Here is a 16,742-nt window from a genome sequence, read left to right as displayed (position 1 = left end):
GATTGCGTAGTGATTAATAGGCGCGGGTAAAAGCATCACTCCTTCCCGCGTCTACCCAAGCACTTTATCCAAATAATAATGAGAGAGTCCTATGAACACAATCAAAGGGCCAGCGCTCTTTCTCGCCCAATTTGCCGGTGATGAAGCCCCGTTTAACACTCTTGATAGCATTGCCGCCTGGGCGGCGGGGCTAGGCTATCAGGGCGTGCAGATTCCCAGTTGGGATGCGCGCATGATCGATCTAAAACGCGCCGCCGAGAGCCGCACCTACTGCGACGAGATCAAAGGCACCATGGCTGAACACGGCTTAGCGCTTACCGAACTCTCCACCCACCTTCAGGGCCAGTTGGTCGCCGTGCACCCTGCTTATGACGAGATGTTCGACGGTTTCGCGGTACCCGAAGTACGCGGTAATCCCAAGGCTCGCCAAGCCTGGGCCGTTGATCAGCTCAAGCTGGCCGCCAAGGCATCGCAAAACCTCGGCCTCACCGATCACGGCACCTTCTCCGGTTCCCTGGCGTGGCCGTTTATCTACCCCTGGCCCCAGCGCCCTGCGGGCTTGATCGAAACCGCCTTTGACGAACTGGCCAAACGCTGGCGGCCGATACTGGATGCGTTTGATGAAGCGGGAGTGAACCTCTGCTACGAGATTCATCCCGGCGAAGATCTCCACGACGGCATCACCTTTGAGATGTTCCTGGAACGGGTCGGCAACCACCCGCGCTGCCACATTCTTTACGACCCCAGCCACCTGATTCTGCAGCAGCTCGACTACCGCGGCTTTTTGGATGTGTACCGCGATCACATTCAGATGTTTCACGTTAAGGACGCCGAATTTAATCCCAGCCCCAAACAGGGCGTCTACTCCGGTTACCAGTCGTGGACGGAACGTGCTGGCCGCTTCCGCTCGCTTGGCGATGGCCAAATCGATTTCAAGTCGATCTTCTCCTGGATGGCGGCCAACGACTACCACGGCTGGGCGGTGCTGGAGTGGGAGTGCTGCCTGAAGCACCCGGAAGTCGGCGCCCGTGAAGGCGCGACCTTTATCCGCGACCACATCATCGAGGTCACCGAGCGGGCATTTGATGACTTCGCCGACGGTGGCTCTGATGAGGCCGCCAATCGACGCATTCTGGGTCTTTAAGAACGGGACTCAACTAGACAACAGGACAACACGACATGAGCACTCAACAAGACACCTCGCGTCGGCTCCGCCTGGGTATGGTCGGCGGTGGCCAGGGCGCGTTTATTGGCGGGGTGCACCGCATTGCCGCCCGGCTGGATGACCACTACGAACTGGTGGCCGGGGCCTTTGCCTCTGACCCCGAGCGCAGCCGGGCCGCCGCGGCGGAACTACACGTCGCCGATGACCGCGCCTATCCCGACTACCAAACCATGGCCGAGGCGGAGCGTAAGCGGTCGGATGCCATCGATGTGGTCGCCATCGTCACCCCCAATCATGTCCATTTCGACGCGGCGCGCACCTTTCTTGAAGCGGGTTTTCATGTCATCTGCGATAAGCCGATGACGATCACATTGGAAGAGGCCCAGAGTCTCGCCGAGTTGGTGGAACGAAGCGGGCTTTTCTTCGGCTTGACCCATAACTACTCCGGCTACCCGTTAGTCCGCCAAGCGCGGGAAATGGTCGCCAACGGTGAGCTGGGCGATCTGCGCGTTGTTCAAGTGGAGTACCCGCAGGACTGGCTCTCCACCCGTCTGGAAGAGAGTGGCGTAAAGCAAGCCGAGTGGCGTACCGACCCCAAACGCAGCGGCCCGGCGGGCTGCTTGGGCGATATCGGCACCCACGCCTACCACCTGGCGCGCTATGTGACCGGGTTGCAACTGGAATCCCTCGCCGCCGATATGCACACCTTTGTCGAAGGCCGCGCGCTGGATGACAACGTGCATATGCTGCTGCGCTTCAAGGGCGGTGCCCGAGGCATGCTGTGGTCGAGCCAAGTGGCGCCGGGGAACGAAAACGGCCTACAGCTGCGGGTTTATGGAAGCAAAGGCGGCCTTGAGTGGCGTCAGGAAAATCCCAATCAGATCATGCATTCACCGTTGGGAGAGCCCTCGCGCATCTTAACCCGCAACGGCCCGGGTTTAGGTGAAGCCGCGATGGCATCAGCGCGCATCCCCGCGGGCATCCGGAAGGTTACCTCGAAGCCTTTGCCCAGCTCTATCGCGATTTTGCAGTGCAAATTCGAGCCCACCAGAAGGGTGTAAACGCCAATGCGCTGGCCGCGCCCACGCCGGGTGTAGCCGACGGCGTTGACGGCCTGAGGTTTATCACCTGCGCGTTGGCCTCGTCCGCTGCTGGCGGGCAATGGATGGATGTCTAGAACACTGTTCAAACAAGCAAAAGAGAGGTGGGAAACCCTATGAATCAGCACTCAGCGCGCTATGTAAGCCTTGAGCAGCGTGTGGTCTTTATTACCGGCGGTGGCAGCGGCATTGGCGCCGCGCTCACCCGTGCCTTTCATCATCAGGGCGCGCGGGTGGTGTTTGTCGATATCAACGACGCCGCCAGCGAGGCGCTGGTCGCTGAACTCAGCGGCGAGACTGGCGAGGCACCTCGTTATCACCACTGCGACATTCGTGATGTGGCCAGCCTACAGCAGGTCATCGCCGAGACCGGCCGGGAGATTGGGCCGATTCATACCCTGGTCAACAATGCCGCCAACGATGATCGCCACTCCTGGCGGGAGGTAGATGTGGCCTATTGGGATGAGCGTATGTCGCTCAACCTGCGGCCGATGTTTTTTGCCGCCCAGGCGGCGGCTGAACAGATGATTGAGGCGGGCGGGGGATCGATTATCAATTTTGGCTCGGTCAGCGTACAGATGGCGCTGGGGGGGCTGCCCGCTTATGTCACCGCCAAAGCGGCGGCCCACGGCCTAACCCGCAGCCTGGCCAGGGAGCTGGGTGAGCACAACATCCGTGTTAATACCCTGGTGCCCGGTTCGGTGATAACCGAGCGCCAGCTCGAAAAGTGGATTAGCCCTGAAGACGAAGTCGCTATTCAACAACGCCAGTGCCTAAAAATGCGCCTTGAAGCCGAGCATATCGCCCCCGCGGTGCTGTTTTTAGCCAGCGCCGAAAGCCAGGCGATTACCGGTCAGGAGCTGGCGGTAGATGCCGGCTGGGCCTGAGTTCAATAACGTTAAACACTATTAGGAGAGTTTTATGCAGGTATCTAACAACTACAACGTGCCCTGTTCACGCCCTCGTCACTTAGCGCTAGCCGTTGCCGTTGTTGCTGCTTTGGGATCCGTCTCTGCGGCAGCCGATACCACGGTGACGGTGTTAAGGGTTGAGAGCAGCAGCGCTGAAAAACGCTACTACGATGAGGTGGTCGCCGAGTTTGAGTCGCAACATCCCGATATTAACGTTGAGTTCGAATACCTGGCCAACGAGGCCTACAAAACGCGCCTGCCCACCATGCTGCAGTCCAGCCAGCGCCCGGATATCTACTATACCTGGGGCGGCGAAGGGCTGCGCGATCAGGTGGATGCGGGGTTTGTACGCGACTTAACCGAGCCGATGCGCGATGGCTGGCAGGATATCTACCCCACGTCAGCGGTACTCGCCTTCACCCTGGATGATCGTGTCTATGGTGCGCCGCTCTACGCCACCGTGGTGGGAATCTGGGCGAACACCGCGCTGACGGAGCCGGCAGGGGTCAATGTCGAAACGATCAAGACCTGGGAGGATTTTGAAAACGCCGTGGTGGCGCTGCGGGAAGAGGGCATAACGCCGCTGGTAGTCGGTGGTCAGGATGGCTGGCCGCTGCACTTCTATTGGGGCTCTTTAGTCACTCGTCTGGCCGGTGGTGAAGGCATCGAAGCGGCCAAAAGTGGTGACAACGGCGGCTTTAACGGCGAGCCCTTTGTACGTGCCGGTGAAATGCTGCAGGCGCTGGTCGAGCTTGACCCTTTTCAGTCCGGCTTTATGGCCACCTCCTACGAGCGTGCCAGCGGCATGTTTGGCGATGGGGAGGCCGCCTTTCATGTGATGGGTGACTGGGACTACCTTCCTTCCAAGCAGCGCTCTGCCAGCGGAGAGGGCGTTCCGGATGAGGACTTGCGTTTTATTCCTTTCCCAACAGTGGCCGGAGGAGAGGGAAACGAGCAGAGTTTCGGCGGTATGAACGGCTTTGCTGTTACCCGCGACGCCCCCGACGAAGCGGTGGAGTTCCTGCGTTTTCTACTCAATGCAGAGAATCAGCGCAAAGCCGCGGCCACGGGCATCTTTGTGCCGGTTGCCGAGGGTTCCGCCGAAGCGCTTGAAACCCCCTATGCCCGCCGCGTCGCAGAGATCCTTGATGAGTCCGAATTCCATCAGGTGTTCCTGGATCAAGCGCTGGGCACCTCCGTCGGTGCGACCATCAACGACATTAGTGGCGATCTGGCCCAAGGCGTGATCACGCCGGAAGAGGCCGCCGCCCGGATCGAAGAGGCCTGGCAGTTTAGATGATCTCCCCGCTAAAAGAGCACGCGCGTTTTCGCTCGTGTTCCCCCATGTTCTGCCTCGGAGTTTGCCATGACCACGCTTGACCGAACCGCCGTGCCGCGGAGAGGGAATGCTGACCGGGTGAAGAAAGGCTTGGTAAGCGGTAAATTCACCGCGCTGCTGATTCTGCTGCCACCGGCGTTAATTCTGTTTTCGCTATTCGTCATTCTGCCGCTCGCGGATGCTGTTTATTACAGCGGCTTTTCCTGGAATGGCTATGGAGCGCCCAGTGACTTTGTCGGCACGCAAAATTATCAGCGGCTGCTCGATCACTCGGTGTTTCATACCGCGCTATGGAATACCGCCAAGCTTATTCTGGTCTCGCTACTGATCCAGATGCCCCTGGCGCTGGGTCTGGCGCTGTTGGTGTACCGTAAAACACCCACCAACACCCTGTTTAGATTGGTGTTTTTTCTGCCCTATATCCTGGCAGAAGTGGCTGCCGGGCTTATCTGGAGCTTTGTCTTCGACGGTGACTACGGCATTACCAGCTCGCTGCTGCATGCCATGGGCCAGGAGTCGGTATATGTGCTGGCCGACCACCAGTGGGCGTTCCCCGCGATTATGACCGTGATCGTTTGGAAGTACTTTGGCTTCCATATGATGATCTATATTGCCGCTCTACAGAGCGTGCCCAAGGATCTTGTCGAGGCCGCCAAGCTGGAAGGGGCGAAACCCAGGCAGGTTGCGCTCTTTGTGCAAATCCCGCTGATTAAGCACGCCCTCGTCGTCAGTGGTTTCTTTGCCATTATCGGCTCGCTACAGATCTTCGACATTATCATCCCGATGACTAACGGTGGTCCCTCCAACTCGACCCATACCATCGTTACCTACCTGTATAGCTTTGGTCTCTCACGGCTCAATATTGGCTTTGGTAGCGCCACAGCGGTAGTGCTGTTTGTGCTCGCTATCGGGATCGCCTTCTTCTACCAACGCACCACCGGCAAGGGGAGTAAGGCATGAAAAATATCACTACCCGTAACACCCTGCGGGTGATCGTCCTGATTGTGGTGGCAAGCATTGTTATTGGCCCGCTGTTAGCGGCGTTCTTCGGTGGCTTTAAGGGCAATTCTGAGCTGCGCACCAATCCGCTGTGGCTGCCCGACAGTTGGGATGCGGGCAATTACATCGGCATCCTGCTGGATGGCAACTTCTGGCGCTATTTGGGCAACTCGTTTTTCATCTCGTTAATGACGGTGTTTTTAACCCTGGTGGTAGGTGCTGCCGCGGCTTATGTGTTTTCGCAGATCCACTTCTTCGGCGCCAAGATGATCCTCTCCTACCTGCTGCTGGGGCTGATGTTTCCCTTCGCGGCGGCCATTTTGCCGCTGTTTATCAAGGTGCGCGATTTGGGCCTGCTGGATACCTACTGGGCGGTGATCCTGCCCCAGACGGCGTTTGGTTTGTCGCTGGCGATTCTGCTCTTCAAGGCCTTCTTCGACCAACTGCCTAAAGAGCTGTTTGAAGCGGCCTACGTCGATGGCTGCAGTTACTTGCGCTTCTTCTGGTCGTTCACGCTGCCGCTCTCGACCCCCATTCTGGCCACCGTGGGCGTGTTCGTCTTTGTGCAGAGCTGGAACAACTTCCTGCTGCCGCTGGTGGTGCTCAACGACCGCTCTATCTACACCTGGCCGCTGGGCATGATGCAGTTCCAAGGGGAGTATCTGACTCAGTGGAACATGATTCTGGCCTTCGTGACCTTGACCATCATTCCGGCAGTTATCTTCTTTCTCGCCGCCCAGAAATACATCGTGGCTGGCCTGACTGGCGGATCTGTTAAAGGATAAAGGAGGATCCCTAATGGACGATGTTATTCATAATCCAATTCTGGCCGGGTTTAACCCCGATCCCTCAATTTGCCGGGTAGGCGATGACTACTACCTCGCTACTTCGACCTTTGAGTGGTACCCCGGTGTTCAGATCCATCGCTCCCGCGACCTGGCTAACTGGGCGCTGGTCACACGGCCATTGAGCCGGGCCAGCCAGTTGGATATGCGCGGAAATCCGGACTCCTGCGGCATCTGGGCGCCCTGTTTGAGCTACGCCGACGGCCTGTTCTGGCTGGTCTACACCGATATGAAGCGTTATGAGGGTAACTTCAAGGATGGACATAATTACGTGGTGACAGCGCCACGTATTGAGGGCCCCTGGAGCGATCCGGTCTATCTCAATTCGAGCGGCTTTGATCCTTCATTGTTTCACGATGACGATGGCCGCAAGTGGCTGATTAACCTGCAGTGGGATTATCGCCAGCGGGAAGGGCGGGATCGTTTCGGCGGCATTGTGCTGCAAGAGTACGATGTGGAACAGCGCCGCCTAGTCGGTGACATCATAACTATTTTCACCGGTACCGAACTGAAGCTGACGGAAGGGCCGCACCTCTATCGGCGCGATGGCTGGTACCACCTGCTGGTGGCCGAGGGTGGCACGGGCTACCAGCATGCGGTGACCATGGCGCGTTCAAAAAAACTGACAGGCCCTTATCAAGTACATCCCAATAATCCACTTCTGACGAGTCAACATGATCCTGAAAACCCGCTACAGCGTGCGGGCCATGCGGATCTGGTCGATAGCCCTGAAGGTGATAGCTACCTGGTGCATTTATGTGGCCGCCCCTTGCCGGGAACCCGGCTTTCACCGCTGGGGCGCGAGACCGCTATTCAGCGAGTGGCGTGGGGGGATGATGGCTGGCTACGGCTCGCCGATGGGGGCAATACCCCGGCTTTAAAGGTCACCGTGAGTGGTGTTTCCCAAAAGCCCCCTGTGCCGGAGGAGCGCTACGATTTTGAAACGGACACCCTGCCTGCCGCCTTTCAGTGGCTGCGTACCCCTTATCCTGATCGGCTCTTTTCGCTTACCGAGCGGCCCGGCTACTTGCGCCTGTTTGGCCGTGAGTCGGTCGGTTCCTGGTTTGAGCAAGCGCTCGTGGCGCGCCGTCAGGACTGCATCCACTGTAGCGCCGAAACGACACTTGAATTTGAGCCTGACGATATCCAGCAGTTTGCCGGGCTGATCGCCTACTACAACCGCTTCAAATTCCATTACCTGGCGGTGACCCTGAATGACGTCGGCGACAAGGTGCTGAGCGTAATCAGCTGTCTGGATGATTGGCCTAACGGGAATCTGGAGATAGCTGATGCGAGCGTGCGCCTTGCCCCTGGCGGCAAGATTCGGCTCGGGCTGGATATCCACGCCCGGGAGCTGCGCTTTCGCTATGCCCAAGGTGGCGGGGAGTGGCAGCCGATCGGCCCCGCGCTGGACGCTGGCCTGCTCTCCGACGAAGGCAGCGGTCGCGCCCATGGCTACTTTACCGGCACCTTTTTAGGCATGGCCGCCTACGACATTAGCGGACGCGGCACCCCCGCCGACTTCCAGGCGTTCTGCTATCGCCGCGCCCCTCTTTCAGAGACGAGATAAGCTCATGGCTGAAGTAACACTCCGGGATATCGAAAAAACGTTTCATGGCAAAGCCACGGTGATCCCTGACTTAAATCTGCATATCGAAGATGGCTCTTTCACTGTGCTTGTCGGGCCTTCCGGCTGCGGCAAATCCACGCTGCTGCGAATGATCGCAGGCCTTGAAACCGTAACCCAGGGCACGATCACTATCGGTGGAGAGGATGTCACCACCGCCGAGCCGAGCGATCGGGATATTGCCATGGTCTTTCAGTCCTACGCGCTCTATCCGCACATGACGGTTGCCCGCAATATCGACTTTGGCATGCGGCTAGCCAAGGTACCCACCAAAGAGCGCGAAGCCAAAGTGGCCGAGGCCGCACGCCTGCTCAATCTTGAAGATCTGCTGGAGCGTAAACCTGCTGAGCTCTCCGGCGGGCAGCGCCAGCGGGTGGCCATTGGCCGTGCCATTGTGCGCAGCCCCGGCGTATTTCTGTTCGACGAGCCGCTCTCTAATCTGGACGCTTCGTTACGCAACCGCATGCGGGTCGAACTGGCTGAGCTGCATCAACGGCTCGAAACCACCATGGTGTATGTCACCCACGACCAGGTCGAGGCGATGACCCTGGCCGACTGCATTGTGGTGATGAACGCCGGGAAGATTGAGCAAATGGGCAAGCCCATGGCGCTGTACCAACGCCCCGAAACGCTGTTTGTGGCGGGTTTTATTGGCTCGCCGAAAATGAATTTGATCGAAGGTGACCTAGCAGCGGCTTACGGTGCCACCACGCTAGGTATACGGCCCGAACACCTAGAGGTGAGCCGCGAACAGGGCGAGTGGAAAGGGCGCGTGCGATTCATTGAGAAGCTGGGCGCTGACGCTTTCGCCTATATAGACAGCGAGCAGGCTGGCCCACTCACTGTCCGCCTCTCTGGCGATATCGAGCTGAATCATGGCGACACGCTGTTTATGACGCCTCAACAGGCCCAACTTCACGCGTTCGATGCCGACGGACAGCGCCTGCCTGACGATGCGGTTCGCCAATGCTCAACCCGTCGTGAGAGCACGCTAAACCACTAACGATCATCAATTTCCCGACTTTTTAATAGACACAAAAACGCTCAATAACAAATCCAAGGAGCTCGACAATGACACAACAAAGAACGCTAAGCCGCTCATCGTATATTCTGGTGATTTGCTGTATTGCCGCCATCGGCGGTTTCCTGTTTGGTTTCGACAGTGGCGTGATCAACGGCACGGTGGATGGCCTACAGGCCTCTTTTAACTCCGATAGCGCGGGCACGGGTTTCAATGTGGCGTCGATGTTGCTGGGTTGTGCGATCGGTGCTTTTTTTGCCGGTCGCCTGGCGGATCGCTTTGGCCGCCGTACGTTGTTGATCGTGGCCGCTGTGTTCTTCCTGATTAGTGCCTGGGGCTCCGGCGTTGCCGGTAGCTCTATGGAGTTTGTGATATATCGCATTCTTGGTGGGCTTGCCGTAGGCGCCGCCAGTGTCATGACCCCGGCTTATATCAGTGAGGTAGCTCCATCTGCCTACCGAGGACGCTTGGCCACTATTCAACAGGTGGCGATTATTTCTGGCCTTTTTATGGCCTTTTTGAGTAATTATGTCTTGGCCTATGTAGCGGGCTCGGCCATGTCAGAGCTATGGTTTGGCTTCGCGACCTGGCGCTGGATGTTCTGGGTTGAGCTGATACCGGCTACCGTTTTCCTGGTGGCACTGCTGTTTATTCCGGAAAGCCCGCGCTACTTGATCAGCACCGGTAAGCAGGGCGAAGCCCGCCGTGTGCTGGGGTTAGTGATGCCTGAACGGGATGTCAGCACTAAAATTGATGAAATTAACACCACCCTGGATCAGGATCACAAGCCACGGTTAAGCGATGTGATGAATCGTACCACTGGCAAGCTGCACGGAATCGTTTGGGTGGGGATTGGCTTGGCGGTTTTTCAGCAGTTGGTGGGCATTAACGTCGTTTTCTACTACGGCGCGGTGCTGTGGCAGTCGGTGGGTTTCTCCGAAGGCGATGCGCTACTCATCAATGTGATCTCTGGTGCTGTGAGTATCGGTGCCTGCCTGCTGGCCATTGCGCTGATCGATAAAATTGGCCGAAAACCGCTGCTTTGGGGCGGCTCGGTGGGCATGGCAGCGACACTGGCATGCCTCTCCTATGCGTTCTCTAGCGCGACGATGGTGGATGGCAGCCTACAGTTGTCCAGTGATATGGGCGTATTTGCGCTGCTGTGCGCCAACCTCTATGTGCTGTTCTTCAACGCCTCTTGGGGGCCGGTGATGTGGGTTATGCTGGGCGAGATGTTCCCCAATCAGATGCGCGGCTCGGGGCTGGCGATTGCCGGTCTTTTCCAGTGGCTGGCCAACTTCGGTATTACCATGACCTTCCCCATCATGCTGGCCTCTATCGGGCTGTTCGGGGCTTACGGCTTCTACGCCATCAGTGCCGTTGCCTCGGTCTTCTTCGTTATTTACTTCGTCAAAGAGACGCGCGGTAAAGAGTTGGAAGCGATGGCCTACGAGTAACTCTGCTAGATTGCCCCGATTGCCTGATCAATCGGGGATCATGTGCCTATTTTAAACAGTGTAAGGCTAGTTTTTATTAATAAAATCAAAAGGTTGGTTTCTGTTTTAAACATATAAGAAGTTGTTTAATAATGGTTTTTATTTACTGATGCCATGAGGTGGCATGGTGGCTGCAATGAATGGGTTGAGAGCGTAACAGGAAGGACGACCTGACGCTCTTACACGTTAAACCCAGTGCGATGCTCGCACAGATGTTTAAGTAGCAACGTTTGATAGGAGCAGTATCATGATGAAGACGGAATCTCTCAAGAAACTTGGCATCCTAGGTGTTTCATTTGGCCTGATGGCTAGCCCACTTGCTTTTGCTCAAGTGGACAGCAGCGACGAGTACGAACCGACCCCGCAAGAAGAAACGCAGCAGGATGATCAAGGCACCTACAACAGCTACGACACTGAGCAAGACAAAGGTTCGGATGTAGGTACTGAGTACGAAGAGGAAGAGCAAGAATTCACTTACGAAGAAGAGGAAGAGGAGCAAGAAGTCCCCACCACTGATGAAGAGGAGGATGACTCCGGGTGGTAATTGCAACTTTTTAAGGAGTAACTTTTCTCGGGCTCAAGGATGAGCCAACGGATGCCCCGCCAACTGCGGGGCATCTTTGTGTGTGGCCGTTAACACTGTCAACCCAAGCGGGCGGTATCATTTCACGCTAAAGTGTTAAGCATCTCTACGCTTAACCATTGTCTACGGTGCCCACAAGGATGTCTCGATGCCTCTGAACTGGAAGGAAGTTCCCCAACTGCCCAAGGCGGAAGGCCGTATAGAAGCAATAGATTTAGCCCGTGGCCTCGCTATTGGCTTAATGATTATAAGCCACGCGGTCAGTGGGTTGGTGGGGATTCGCAATGTGCCTGATTGGGGCATGGTGCCTGTCCATTTTCTGACTAAATTCTCCTCGTCGCTATTTATTTTGGTGTTTGGCATTGCACTGGCAGTGGCGTTTCTTTCTCATACCCAAAGCGACGATTGGCCGAAACGCCGTTTAAAATTGTGGCTGCGCGCTGTAGAAGTTTGGTTCTGGTACAAAGCGCTGCTCGTTATTGAAATGTTACCGTTCTATCCGCCCAGCGAAATTGTCGATGCGCTGCTCTATGGGCGCTTTGCGATTTGGGTCGAAATCTTAGGCTTCTACGCCATTGCGCTGTTATGGGTGCCGCTGATTTTGCCACTTTGGGCGCGGGCGCCGCTGTGGAGCCGACTCGCCACGATTGGCGTGTTAATCGCGCTGACCGTTTGGCTGCAGAGCCTTACCTTTGGTGGCAACGATATCCTCAAAGCGCTGCTGGTAGATCACGAAGACCACTACACCTGGGGGCAGATAAGCCGTGCCCCCATGATTTTAGCGGGCCTTTTGATCGGTGAAGCCTTGCTGCGCTGCTACTTTGAGCCCGCTATGCGGCGGCGCCTGGTGTTGACCCTGCTAGGACTGGGTGCGCTAATGGTCGCCGGATTTTATGGCTTGGCAGTTGCCAGTGGTGATGTGCATGCGGCGATGCTGGCGGTGGCGAACAATGTTGGCAAACACCCGCCAGGGCTAGAATTTATGTTGTTTAGCCTGGGCGGTGCGCTGGTGCTATTAGCTCTTGCGCTTGCCGGTGGCGTCAAAGCGGCAAAGGCTTTAATGCCGCTGACGATTGTTGGCTCTAACGCCCTCATGGCGTTTATTTTCCATATTGTGATGATCTTTTTAGTGCTGCGCTTTCTGTGGGAAGGCGAAGGGATGTACACCTATCCACAGGCACTTGGCGTGGGCGGCCTGTTGATACTGGGGGCTGCGGGGTGGATTTGGTTGACCCGCTGGATGGCTAGACACCGCTAATCACTACTCATATTTCTGGAGCTTACGATTTGCGACACTGGATTCAACGTGGACTGGTTGCCTTGGCGCTGTTCATAGCGCTGCCTGTCCATGCAGAGGGCTACGATACAAATGGGTACGATGCTAATTGGTACTATGAGGTAGATAAACAGAGCACCTGGCAGGGAGACTTAAGCGCACGTCTACAGGCTATCGAGGGTGTATTTGAGGGCGAATTGGGCGTTTATGTGCAGAACCTTGCCAGTGGCGAGGCCTACTCCTGGCGCGCCGACGACCCTTGGTACTTAGCCTCACTGATTAAAATACCGGTGGCAGCCCAGGTACTCGCTGAACGCCAAGCGGGCAACTTAACACTGGATGAACGGCTAACGCTTGCTCAAAGCGATTTTGTTGATGGCGCAGGCCCCACCAACTGGCACGATCCCGGTACGCCAATCTCCATTCGTTACCTAATGGAACAGATGATTACCGTCAGTGATAACACCGCCTCTGATATGTTGATTGACCGTGTGGGACTGGAAGCAGTGAACCAACGCGCCCGAAGCATGATCGCGGCAAGTGGGGGCAACCCCGCTGACATTGGCCCCATCTCTAAATTAGTGGAAGTACGCCAGGGGGTTTACGGCGAGCTGCACCCAGATGCACGCGCGCTGGGCGGAATGGATTTTATCGCCCTGCGCCAGCACCCGGTCAGCCAGCGCGGGCAGGCGCTAGCCCGCGCCCTGGGTGTCAACGTGGATACCTTTACTCAGCCGGACTATGACCACGCTTTCGATGCTTACGAAGCCACCGGTGAGAATGTAGGTACGCTAAGAGCTTACGGTGATCTGCTGGCTAGCTTACGCCCTGTCCAACGAGGACGTGCCATGGAGGATTTAGATGCCGAGCAGCGGCAGACACTTTTGGATGTAATGGAGCGAACCAGTTCGGGCAAACAGCGTCTTAAAGCGGGTCTTGGAAGCAGCATAAGCTTCGCCCATAAAACCGGTACTCAGCAGCGGCGTAGCTGCGATGCAGGGATTGCCGAGCGTGATAATGCCGATAGTGCAACACAGGGGCCGTGGGTGATTGTCAGCTGTACTCGCGGGCCTTTGGCGGTAAGTGCTCACGAGCGAGCCTTGGCCAGCGTGGGTGAAGCGTTGCGCTATAGCGGTGCTCTCGGCAAGCCGTGATAAACTATTGCCCTTTTAAAAGTGACGCACCAGAAAGAACATCACAGAAAGAACATCAAACTCGTCAGGAGAAAGTTATGACACGCGCCAGCGCCCGCCACATTTTGGTCAGCAGTGAAGAGCAGTGCCTTGCACTGAAAGAAGAGATCCACAATGGCCGTGACTTTGCGGAAGTCGCCAAGGAGCACTCTAGCTGCCCATCCAGCCGTCAAGGCGGCGATCTGGGTAGCTTTGGCCCCGGTCAAATGGTGCCCGAGTTCGATAAAGTCGTTTTCAGCGGTGAAGTAGGCCAGGTACATGGCCCGGTGAAGACCCAGTTTGGCTACCACCTGCTGGAAATTACCGAACGCTCTTAACTTTTCCACCAACCGTTCTTAATTCTGCCTAAAAGGCCGTCAAGCGCCGCGACCATGGTGTTTAACCTATCGAGTCGCGGCGTGAGGAGTAAGCCTTGAACGACCCAATTATTGCCATTAACGGCTTGAATAAAACCTACGAAGGTGGCTTTCAGGCGTTAACGCACATTGATTTAACCATTCAGCGTGGCGAGATCTTTGCGCTGCTTGGCCCCAATGGGGCAGGTAAGACCACGTTGATCAGCGTGGTGTGCGGTTTGGTTAATCCCACCGCGGGCCATGTGCTGGTAGATGGTTTCGACAATATTACCCACTATCGCCAGGCCAGGGAGCGCATTGGGCTAGTACCCCAAGAGCTAACCAATGAAGCGTTTGAAACTGTTTGGAACACTGTTAGTTTCAGCCGCGGCTTGTTTGGCAAGGCGCCCAATCCTGCCCATATCGAAAAAGTGCTCAAGTCGCTGGCGCTTTGGGATAAGCGCAACAACCGCTTGATGACGCTCTCGGGTGGCATGAAGCGGCGTGTGCTGATCGCCAAAGCGCTCTCCCATGAGCCACGCATACTGTTTCTAGATGAACCCACTGCCGGGGTGGATGTAGAGCTGCGCCGCGAGATGTGGGAGGTCGTGCGCCAACTGCGTGATAACGGCGTGACCATTATTCTAACTACCCACTACATTGAAGAAGCTGAAGAGATGGCTGACCGTATCGGCGTTATCAATCGCGGGGAGCTGGTGTTGGTGGAAGAGAAGGCCGCGTTGATGAGTAAGTTGGGCAGCAAGCAGCTAACGCTCAACCTGCACAGCCCGCTAACCGATTTACCTGCCACACTGCAGCGCTTTGAGCTGAGCCTTGCGGCGGAGGGGTATGAGCTGATTTATACCTACGACGGCAGCCAGGAGGAGGACGGCCACGCGATTTCAGAACTATTAACGGCCTTGGAGCGGGAAGGCATTACGTTTAAAGATCTGAATACCCGGCAGAGTTCGCTTGAAGATATTTTTGTCGATCTGGTTAATCCTAAGGAGCGTGCATGAACCTTCACCCTGTTCGCGCTATCTATATGGCGGAAATGGCCCGCACGCGCCGCACGCTACTGCAAAGCATTGTCTCGCCGGTGATCTCGACATCGCTCTACTTTGTGGTGTTTGGTGCCGCGATTGGTTCACGCATCAGTGAGGTCAACGGCGTCAGCTATGGCGCCTTTATTGTACCGGGACTGATTATGCTGATGCTGTTGACCCAGAGCGTTTCAAACGCCTCTTTCGGCATCTTCTTTCCCAAGTTTTCCGGCAGTATTTACGAGCTGCTTTCGGCGCCTATCTCGCATTTAGAGATCGTGATTGGCTACGTGGGGGCGGCGGCTTCGAAATCGATTCTGCTGGGACTGATTATTCTGGCGACCTCGGGCTTGTTTGTACCGCTAGAGATCGCTCATCCGTTCTGGATGCTAACCTTTCTGGTGCTAACGGCCGTCACCTTTAGCCTACTGGGCTTTATTATCGGGATTTGGGCCGATGGCTTCGACCGGCTACAGCTGGTGCCGCTGCTGGTGATTACCCCGCTGACCTTTCTGGGGGGCAGCTTCTACTCTATCGATATGCTGCCGCCGTTCTGGCAAACCATTACCCTGGCTAACCCGGTGGTGTATCTGGTAAGCGGCTTTCGCTGGAGCTTTTACGGCATCAGCGACGTTAGCCTAGCGGCGAGTGTCGGCATGATTGCGCTATTTCTCGTAGCTTGCCTGGGTACGATTGGCTGGATTTTCCGTACCGGCTATCGCCTTAAACCCTGATTGCCATCCAGCTTGCTATTCACTCCTCACTCTTCACCATGGAGCGCTAGTAAACCCTTATGCCGCTACTGCAAAGTATTGTGCACCGCCTAGACCCGACCCTTGACGGTGAGCGATTGACGCTGACCGCCGCACCTGCCCCTTCGCCCAGTGACGACACGGTAATGGCGAGCCTGGTGGGTGCGCTCAACGATACCTACAACACCAAGCCCAAAGGCTGGGGGCGCTTCGCTGAAGAGGGTGAGCAGGCCGGGCCGCTGGCTATGTGGCTGCGTGATTATCTGGCGGACAATAAGAGCTTTGCTGAGTTGTCAGTAGACTTAGCTGAGCGGCTTGCCAAGCAGCTTCAAGAGCAGCTGTCGGTAAGTGGTTACTTAGTGATCAGCCACCAACGCCAGGGCGATACCGAAACGCTGCTGATGGCTTTGGTGCACCAGCGGGAAGGGATTGGCATTAATGATGATCACCACGCGGTGCCCGCCGCCCAACTCAATACCAGCCAGCTCACTCTGGCGGCGCGCATCAACCTCACCCAGTGGCAGAGCGATGCGCCGAATGCACAGTATGTGTCGTTCTTAAAAGATCGCGGCGGAAAGAAGCTCGCCGAAGGCTTGGTCGCGCTGCTGGGGATGGAAGAGGGTGTCGATGCCCCGGCGGAAACTCGTACGCTGCTCAAAGCGTTTAGCGACTACGTCGAGAAAGAGGATTATGACGACGAGGTGAGTCGTGAAAAAACCGATACGTTGGTGGATTACGCCAATGAGCAGCTGCGCCGCGGCGAGCCGATGACTCTGGAAGAGCTGTCCGGGTTGGTGGACGAACAGCAGCCAAAAGCCTTTTACGAGCATATTCGTAACGCCGATTACGGGCTCTCACCAGAGATCCCCCCCGATAAACGCACCTTAAGCCAGTTCCGTCGTTTTACCGGGCGCGCCGGTGGCGTCTCCATTAGTTTTGATTCGCACCTGTTGGGCTCAAGCATCGAGTACGACGCCACACAGGATCGTCTGATTATCAAGCAAGTGCCCAAACAGTTAAGAGAGCAGCTTACCAAGAAGGATTGAGGTAAGGACGA

General features: G+C 56.4%; 16 protein-coding genes. All 16 read left to right on the top strand.

The window, feature by feature from the left end:
* The first annotated feature begins 91 nt into the window (after positions 1–91).
* The 16 genes from OM794_RS18320 (at position 92) to OM794_RS18245 (ending at position 16,731) form a co-directional block, all read left to right on the top strand.
* On the top strand, positions 92–1,144 hold the full coding sequence (locus tag OM794_RS18320) for a sugar phosphate isomerase/epimerase family protein (RefSeq protein WP_211593889.1): 1,053 nt from the start codon (positions 92–94) through the stop codon (positions 1,142–1,144).
* A 35-nt stretch (positions 1,145–1,179) separates the two neighbouring features.
* A complete protein-coding gene (locus OM794_RS18315; protein WP_265153948.1) occupies positions 1,180–2,226 on the top strand; it encodes a Gfo/Idh/MocA family protein in 1,047 nt (348 codons plus the stop codon).
* 155 nt (positions 2,227–2,381) lie between these two features.
* Positions 2,382–3,152 (top strand): SDR family NAD(P)-dependent oxidoreductase, encoded by a 771-nt coding sequence (locus OM794_RS18310; RefSeq protein WP_226247006.1) that lies wholly within the window; start codon positions 2,382–2,384, stop codon positions 3,150–3,152.
* A gap of 34 nt (positions 3,153–3,186) precedes the next feature.
* Complete coding sequence (locus OM794_RS18305; RefSeq protein ID WP_226247007.1) at positions 3,187–4,476, top strand: ABC transporter substrate-binding protein; 1,290 nt, start codon at positions 3,187–3,189, stop codon at positions 4,474–4,476.
* A gap of 66 nt (positions 4,477–4,542) precedes the next feature.
* Positions 4,543–5,475: a carbohydrate ABC transporter permease gene (locus tag OM794_RS18300; RefSeq protein ID WP_211593885.1), complete on the top strand. Its 933-nt coding sequence runs from the start codon at positions 4,543–4,545 to the stop codon at positions 5,473–5,475.
* Positions 5,472–6,299 carry a carbohydrate ABC transporter permease gene (locus OM794_RS18295; protein ID WP_226247008.1) on the top strand — a complete coding sequence of 276 codons (828 nt, stop codon included), beginning with the start codon at positions 5,472–5,474 and terminating at the stop codon, positions 6,297–6,299. Before OM794_RS18300 ends, OM794_RS18295 begins: the two co-directional genes overlap by 4 nt.
* Before the next feature lie 13 nt (positions 6,300–6,312).
* Complete coding sequence (locus tag OM794_RS18290; protein WP_226247009.1) at positions 6,313–7,929, top strand: glycoside hydrolase family 43 protein; 1,617 nt, start codon at positions 6,313–6,315, stop codon at positions 7,927–7,929.
* A 4-nt stretch (positions 7,930–7,933) separates the two neighbouring features.
* The gene (locus OM794_RS18285) at positions 7,934–8,989 is read left to right on the top strand and encodes an ABC transporter ATP-binding protein (protein WP_226247010.1); all 1,056 of its coding nucleotides are present in this window, start codon (positions 7,934–7,936) and stop codon (positions 8,987–8,989) included.
* 68 nt (positions 8,990–9,057) lie between these two features.
* Positions 9,058–10,464, top strand: coding sequence for a sugar porter family MFS transporter (locus OM794_RS18280; protein WP_413229633.1), 1,407 nt, complete (start codon positions 9,058–9,060; stop codon positions 10,462–10,464).
* Positions 10,465–10,750: 286 nt separating this feature from the next.
* Positions 10,751–11,047: a hypothetical protein gene (locus OM794_RS18275; protein ID WP_413229634.1), complete on the top strand. Its 297-nt coding sequence runs from the start codon at positions 10,751–10,753 to the stop codon at positions 11,045–11,047.
* Between the two features lie 187 nt (positions 11,048–11,234).
* A complete protein-coding gene (locus tag OM794_RS18270; RefSeq protein WP_211593880.1) occupies positions 11,235–12,344 on the top strand; it encodes an acyltransferase family protein in 1,110 nt (369 codons plus the stop codon).
* Positions 12,345–12,373: 29 nt separating this feature from the next.
* Positions 12,374–13,516 carry a serine hydrolase gene (locus OM794_RS18265; protein WP_226247011.1) on the top strand — a complete coding sequence of 381 codons (1,143 nt, stop codon included), beginning with the start codon at positions 12,374–12,376 and terminating at the stop codon, positions 13,514–13,516.
* Positions 13,517–13,593: 77 nt separating this feature from the next.
* On the top strand, positions 13,594–13,872 hold the full coding sequence (locus tag OM794_RS18260) for a peptidylprolyl isomerase (protein WP_226247012.1): 279 nt from the start codon (positions 13,594–13,596) through the stop codon (positions 13,870–13,872).
* A gap of 95 nt (positions 13,873–13,967) precedes the next feature.
* On the top strand, positions 13,968–14,909 hold the full coding sequence (locus tag OM794_RS18255; RefSeq protein WP_226247013.1) for an ABC transporter ATP-binding protein: 942 nt from the start codon (positions 13,968–13,970) through the stop codon (positions 14,907–14,909).
* Positions 14,906–15,667 (top strand): ABC transporter permease, encoded by a 762-nt coding sequence (locus OM794_RS18250; protein WP_088701777.1) that lies wholly within the window; start codon positions 14,906–14,908, stop codon positions 15,665–15,667. Before OM794_RS18255 ends, OM794_RS18250 begins: the two co-directional genes overlap by 4 nt.
* A 59-nt stretch (positions 15,668–15,726) precedes the next feature.
* On the top strand, positions 15,727–16,731 hold the full coding sequence (locus OM794_RS18245) for a nucleoid-associated protein (RefSeq protein ID WP_211593875.1): 1,005 nt from the start codon (positions 15,727–15,729) through the stop codon (positions 16,729–16,731).
* The last annotated feature ends 11 nt before the right edge of the window (positions 16,732–16,742 follow it).

Source organism: Halomonas sp. BDJS001, assembly GCF_026104355.1.
Classification (GTDB): domain Bacteria; phylum Pseudomonadota; class Gammaproteobacteria; order Pseudomonadales; family Halomonadaceae; genus Vreelandella.
The sequence above is the reverse complement of the archived record's forward strand: the minus strand, read 5'-3'. Positions and strand labels throughout refer to the sequence as shown.

What these genes read in the sequence shown, in the direction of transcription:
- OM794_RS18320 (WP_211593889.1), top strand. Translation starts at nt 92, where the DNA reads ATGAACACAATCAAAGGGCCAGCGCTCTTTCTCGCCCAATTTGCCGGT.
- OM794_RS18315 (WP_265153948.1), top strand. Translation starts at nt 1,180, where the DNA reads ATGAGCACTCAACAAGACACCTCGCGTCGGCTCCGCCTGGGTATGGTC.
- OM794_RS18310 (WP_226247006.1), top strand. Translation starts at nt 2,382, where the DNA reads ATGAATCAGCACTCAGCGCGCTATGTAAGCCTTGAGCAGCGTGTGGTC.
- OM794_RS18305 (WP_226247007.1), top strand. Translation starts at nt 3,187, where the DNA reads ATGCAGGTATCTAACAACTACAACGTGCCCTGTTCACGCCCTCGTCAC.
- OM794_RS18300 (WP_211593885.1), top strand. Translation starts at nt 4,543, where the DNA reads ATGACCACGCTTGACCGAACCGCCGTGCCGCGGAGAGGGAATGCTGAC.
- OM794_RS18295 (WP_226247008.1), top strand. Translation starts at nt 5,472, where the DNA reads ATGAAAAATATCACTACCCGTAACACCCTGCGGGTGATCGTCCTGATT.
- OM794_RS18290 (WP_226247009.1), top strand. Translation starts at nt 6,313, where the DNA reads ATGGACGATGTTATTCATAATCCAATTCTGGCCGGGTTTAACCCCGAT.
- OM794_RS18285 (WP_226247010.1), top strand. Translation starts at nt 7,934, where the DNA reads ATGGCTGAAGTAACACTCCGGGATATCGAAAAAACGTTTCATGGCAAA.
- OM794_RS18280 (WP_413229633.1), top strand. Translation starts at nt 9,058, where the DNA reads ATGACACAACAAAGAACGCTAAGCCGCTCATCGTATATTCTGGTGATT.
- OM794_RS18275 (WP_413229634.1), top strand. Translation starts at nt 10,751, where the DNA reads ATGATGAAGACGGAATCTCTCAAGAAACTTGGCATCCTAGGTGTTTCA.
- OM794_RS18270 (WP_211593880.1), top strand. Translation starts at nt 11,235, where the DNA reads ATGCCTCTGAACTGGAAGGAAGTTCCCCAACTGCCCAAGGCGGAAGGC.
- OM794_RS18260 (WP_226247012.1), top strand. Translation starts at nt 13,594, where the DNA reads ATGACACGCGCCAGCGCCCGCCACATTTTGGTCAGCAGTGAAGAGCAG.
- OM794_RS18250 (WP_088701777.1), top strand. Translation starts at nt 14,906, where the DNA reads ATGAACCTTCACCCTGTTCGCGCTATCTATATGGCGGAAATGGCCCGC.
- OM794_RS18245 (WP_211593875.1), top strand. Translation starts at nt 15,727, where the DNA reads ATGCCGCTACTGCAAAGTATTGTGCACCGCCTAGACCCGACCCTTGAC.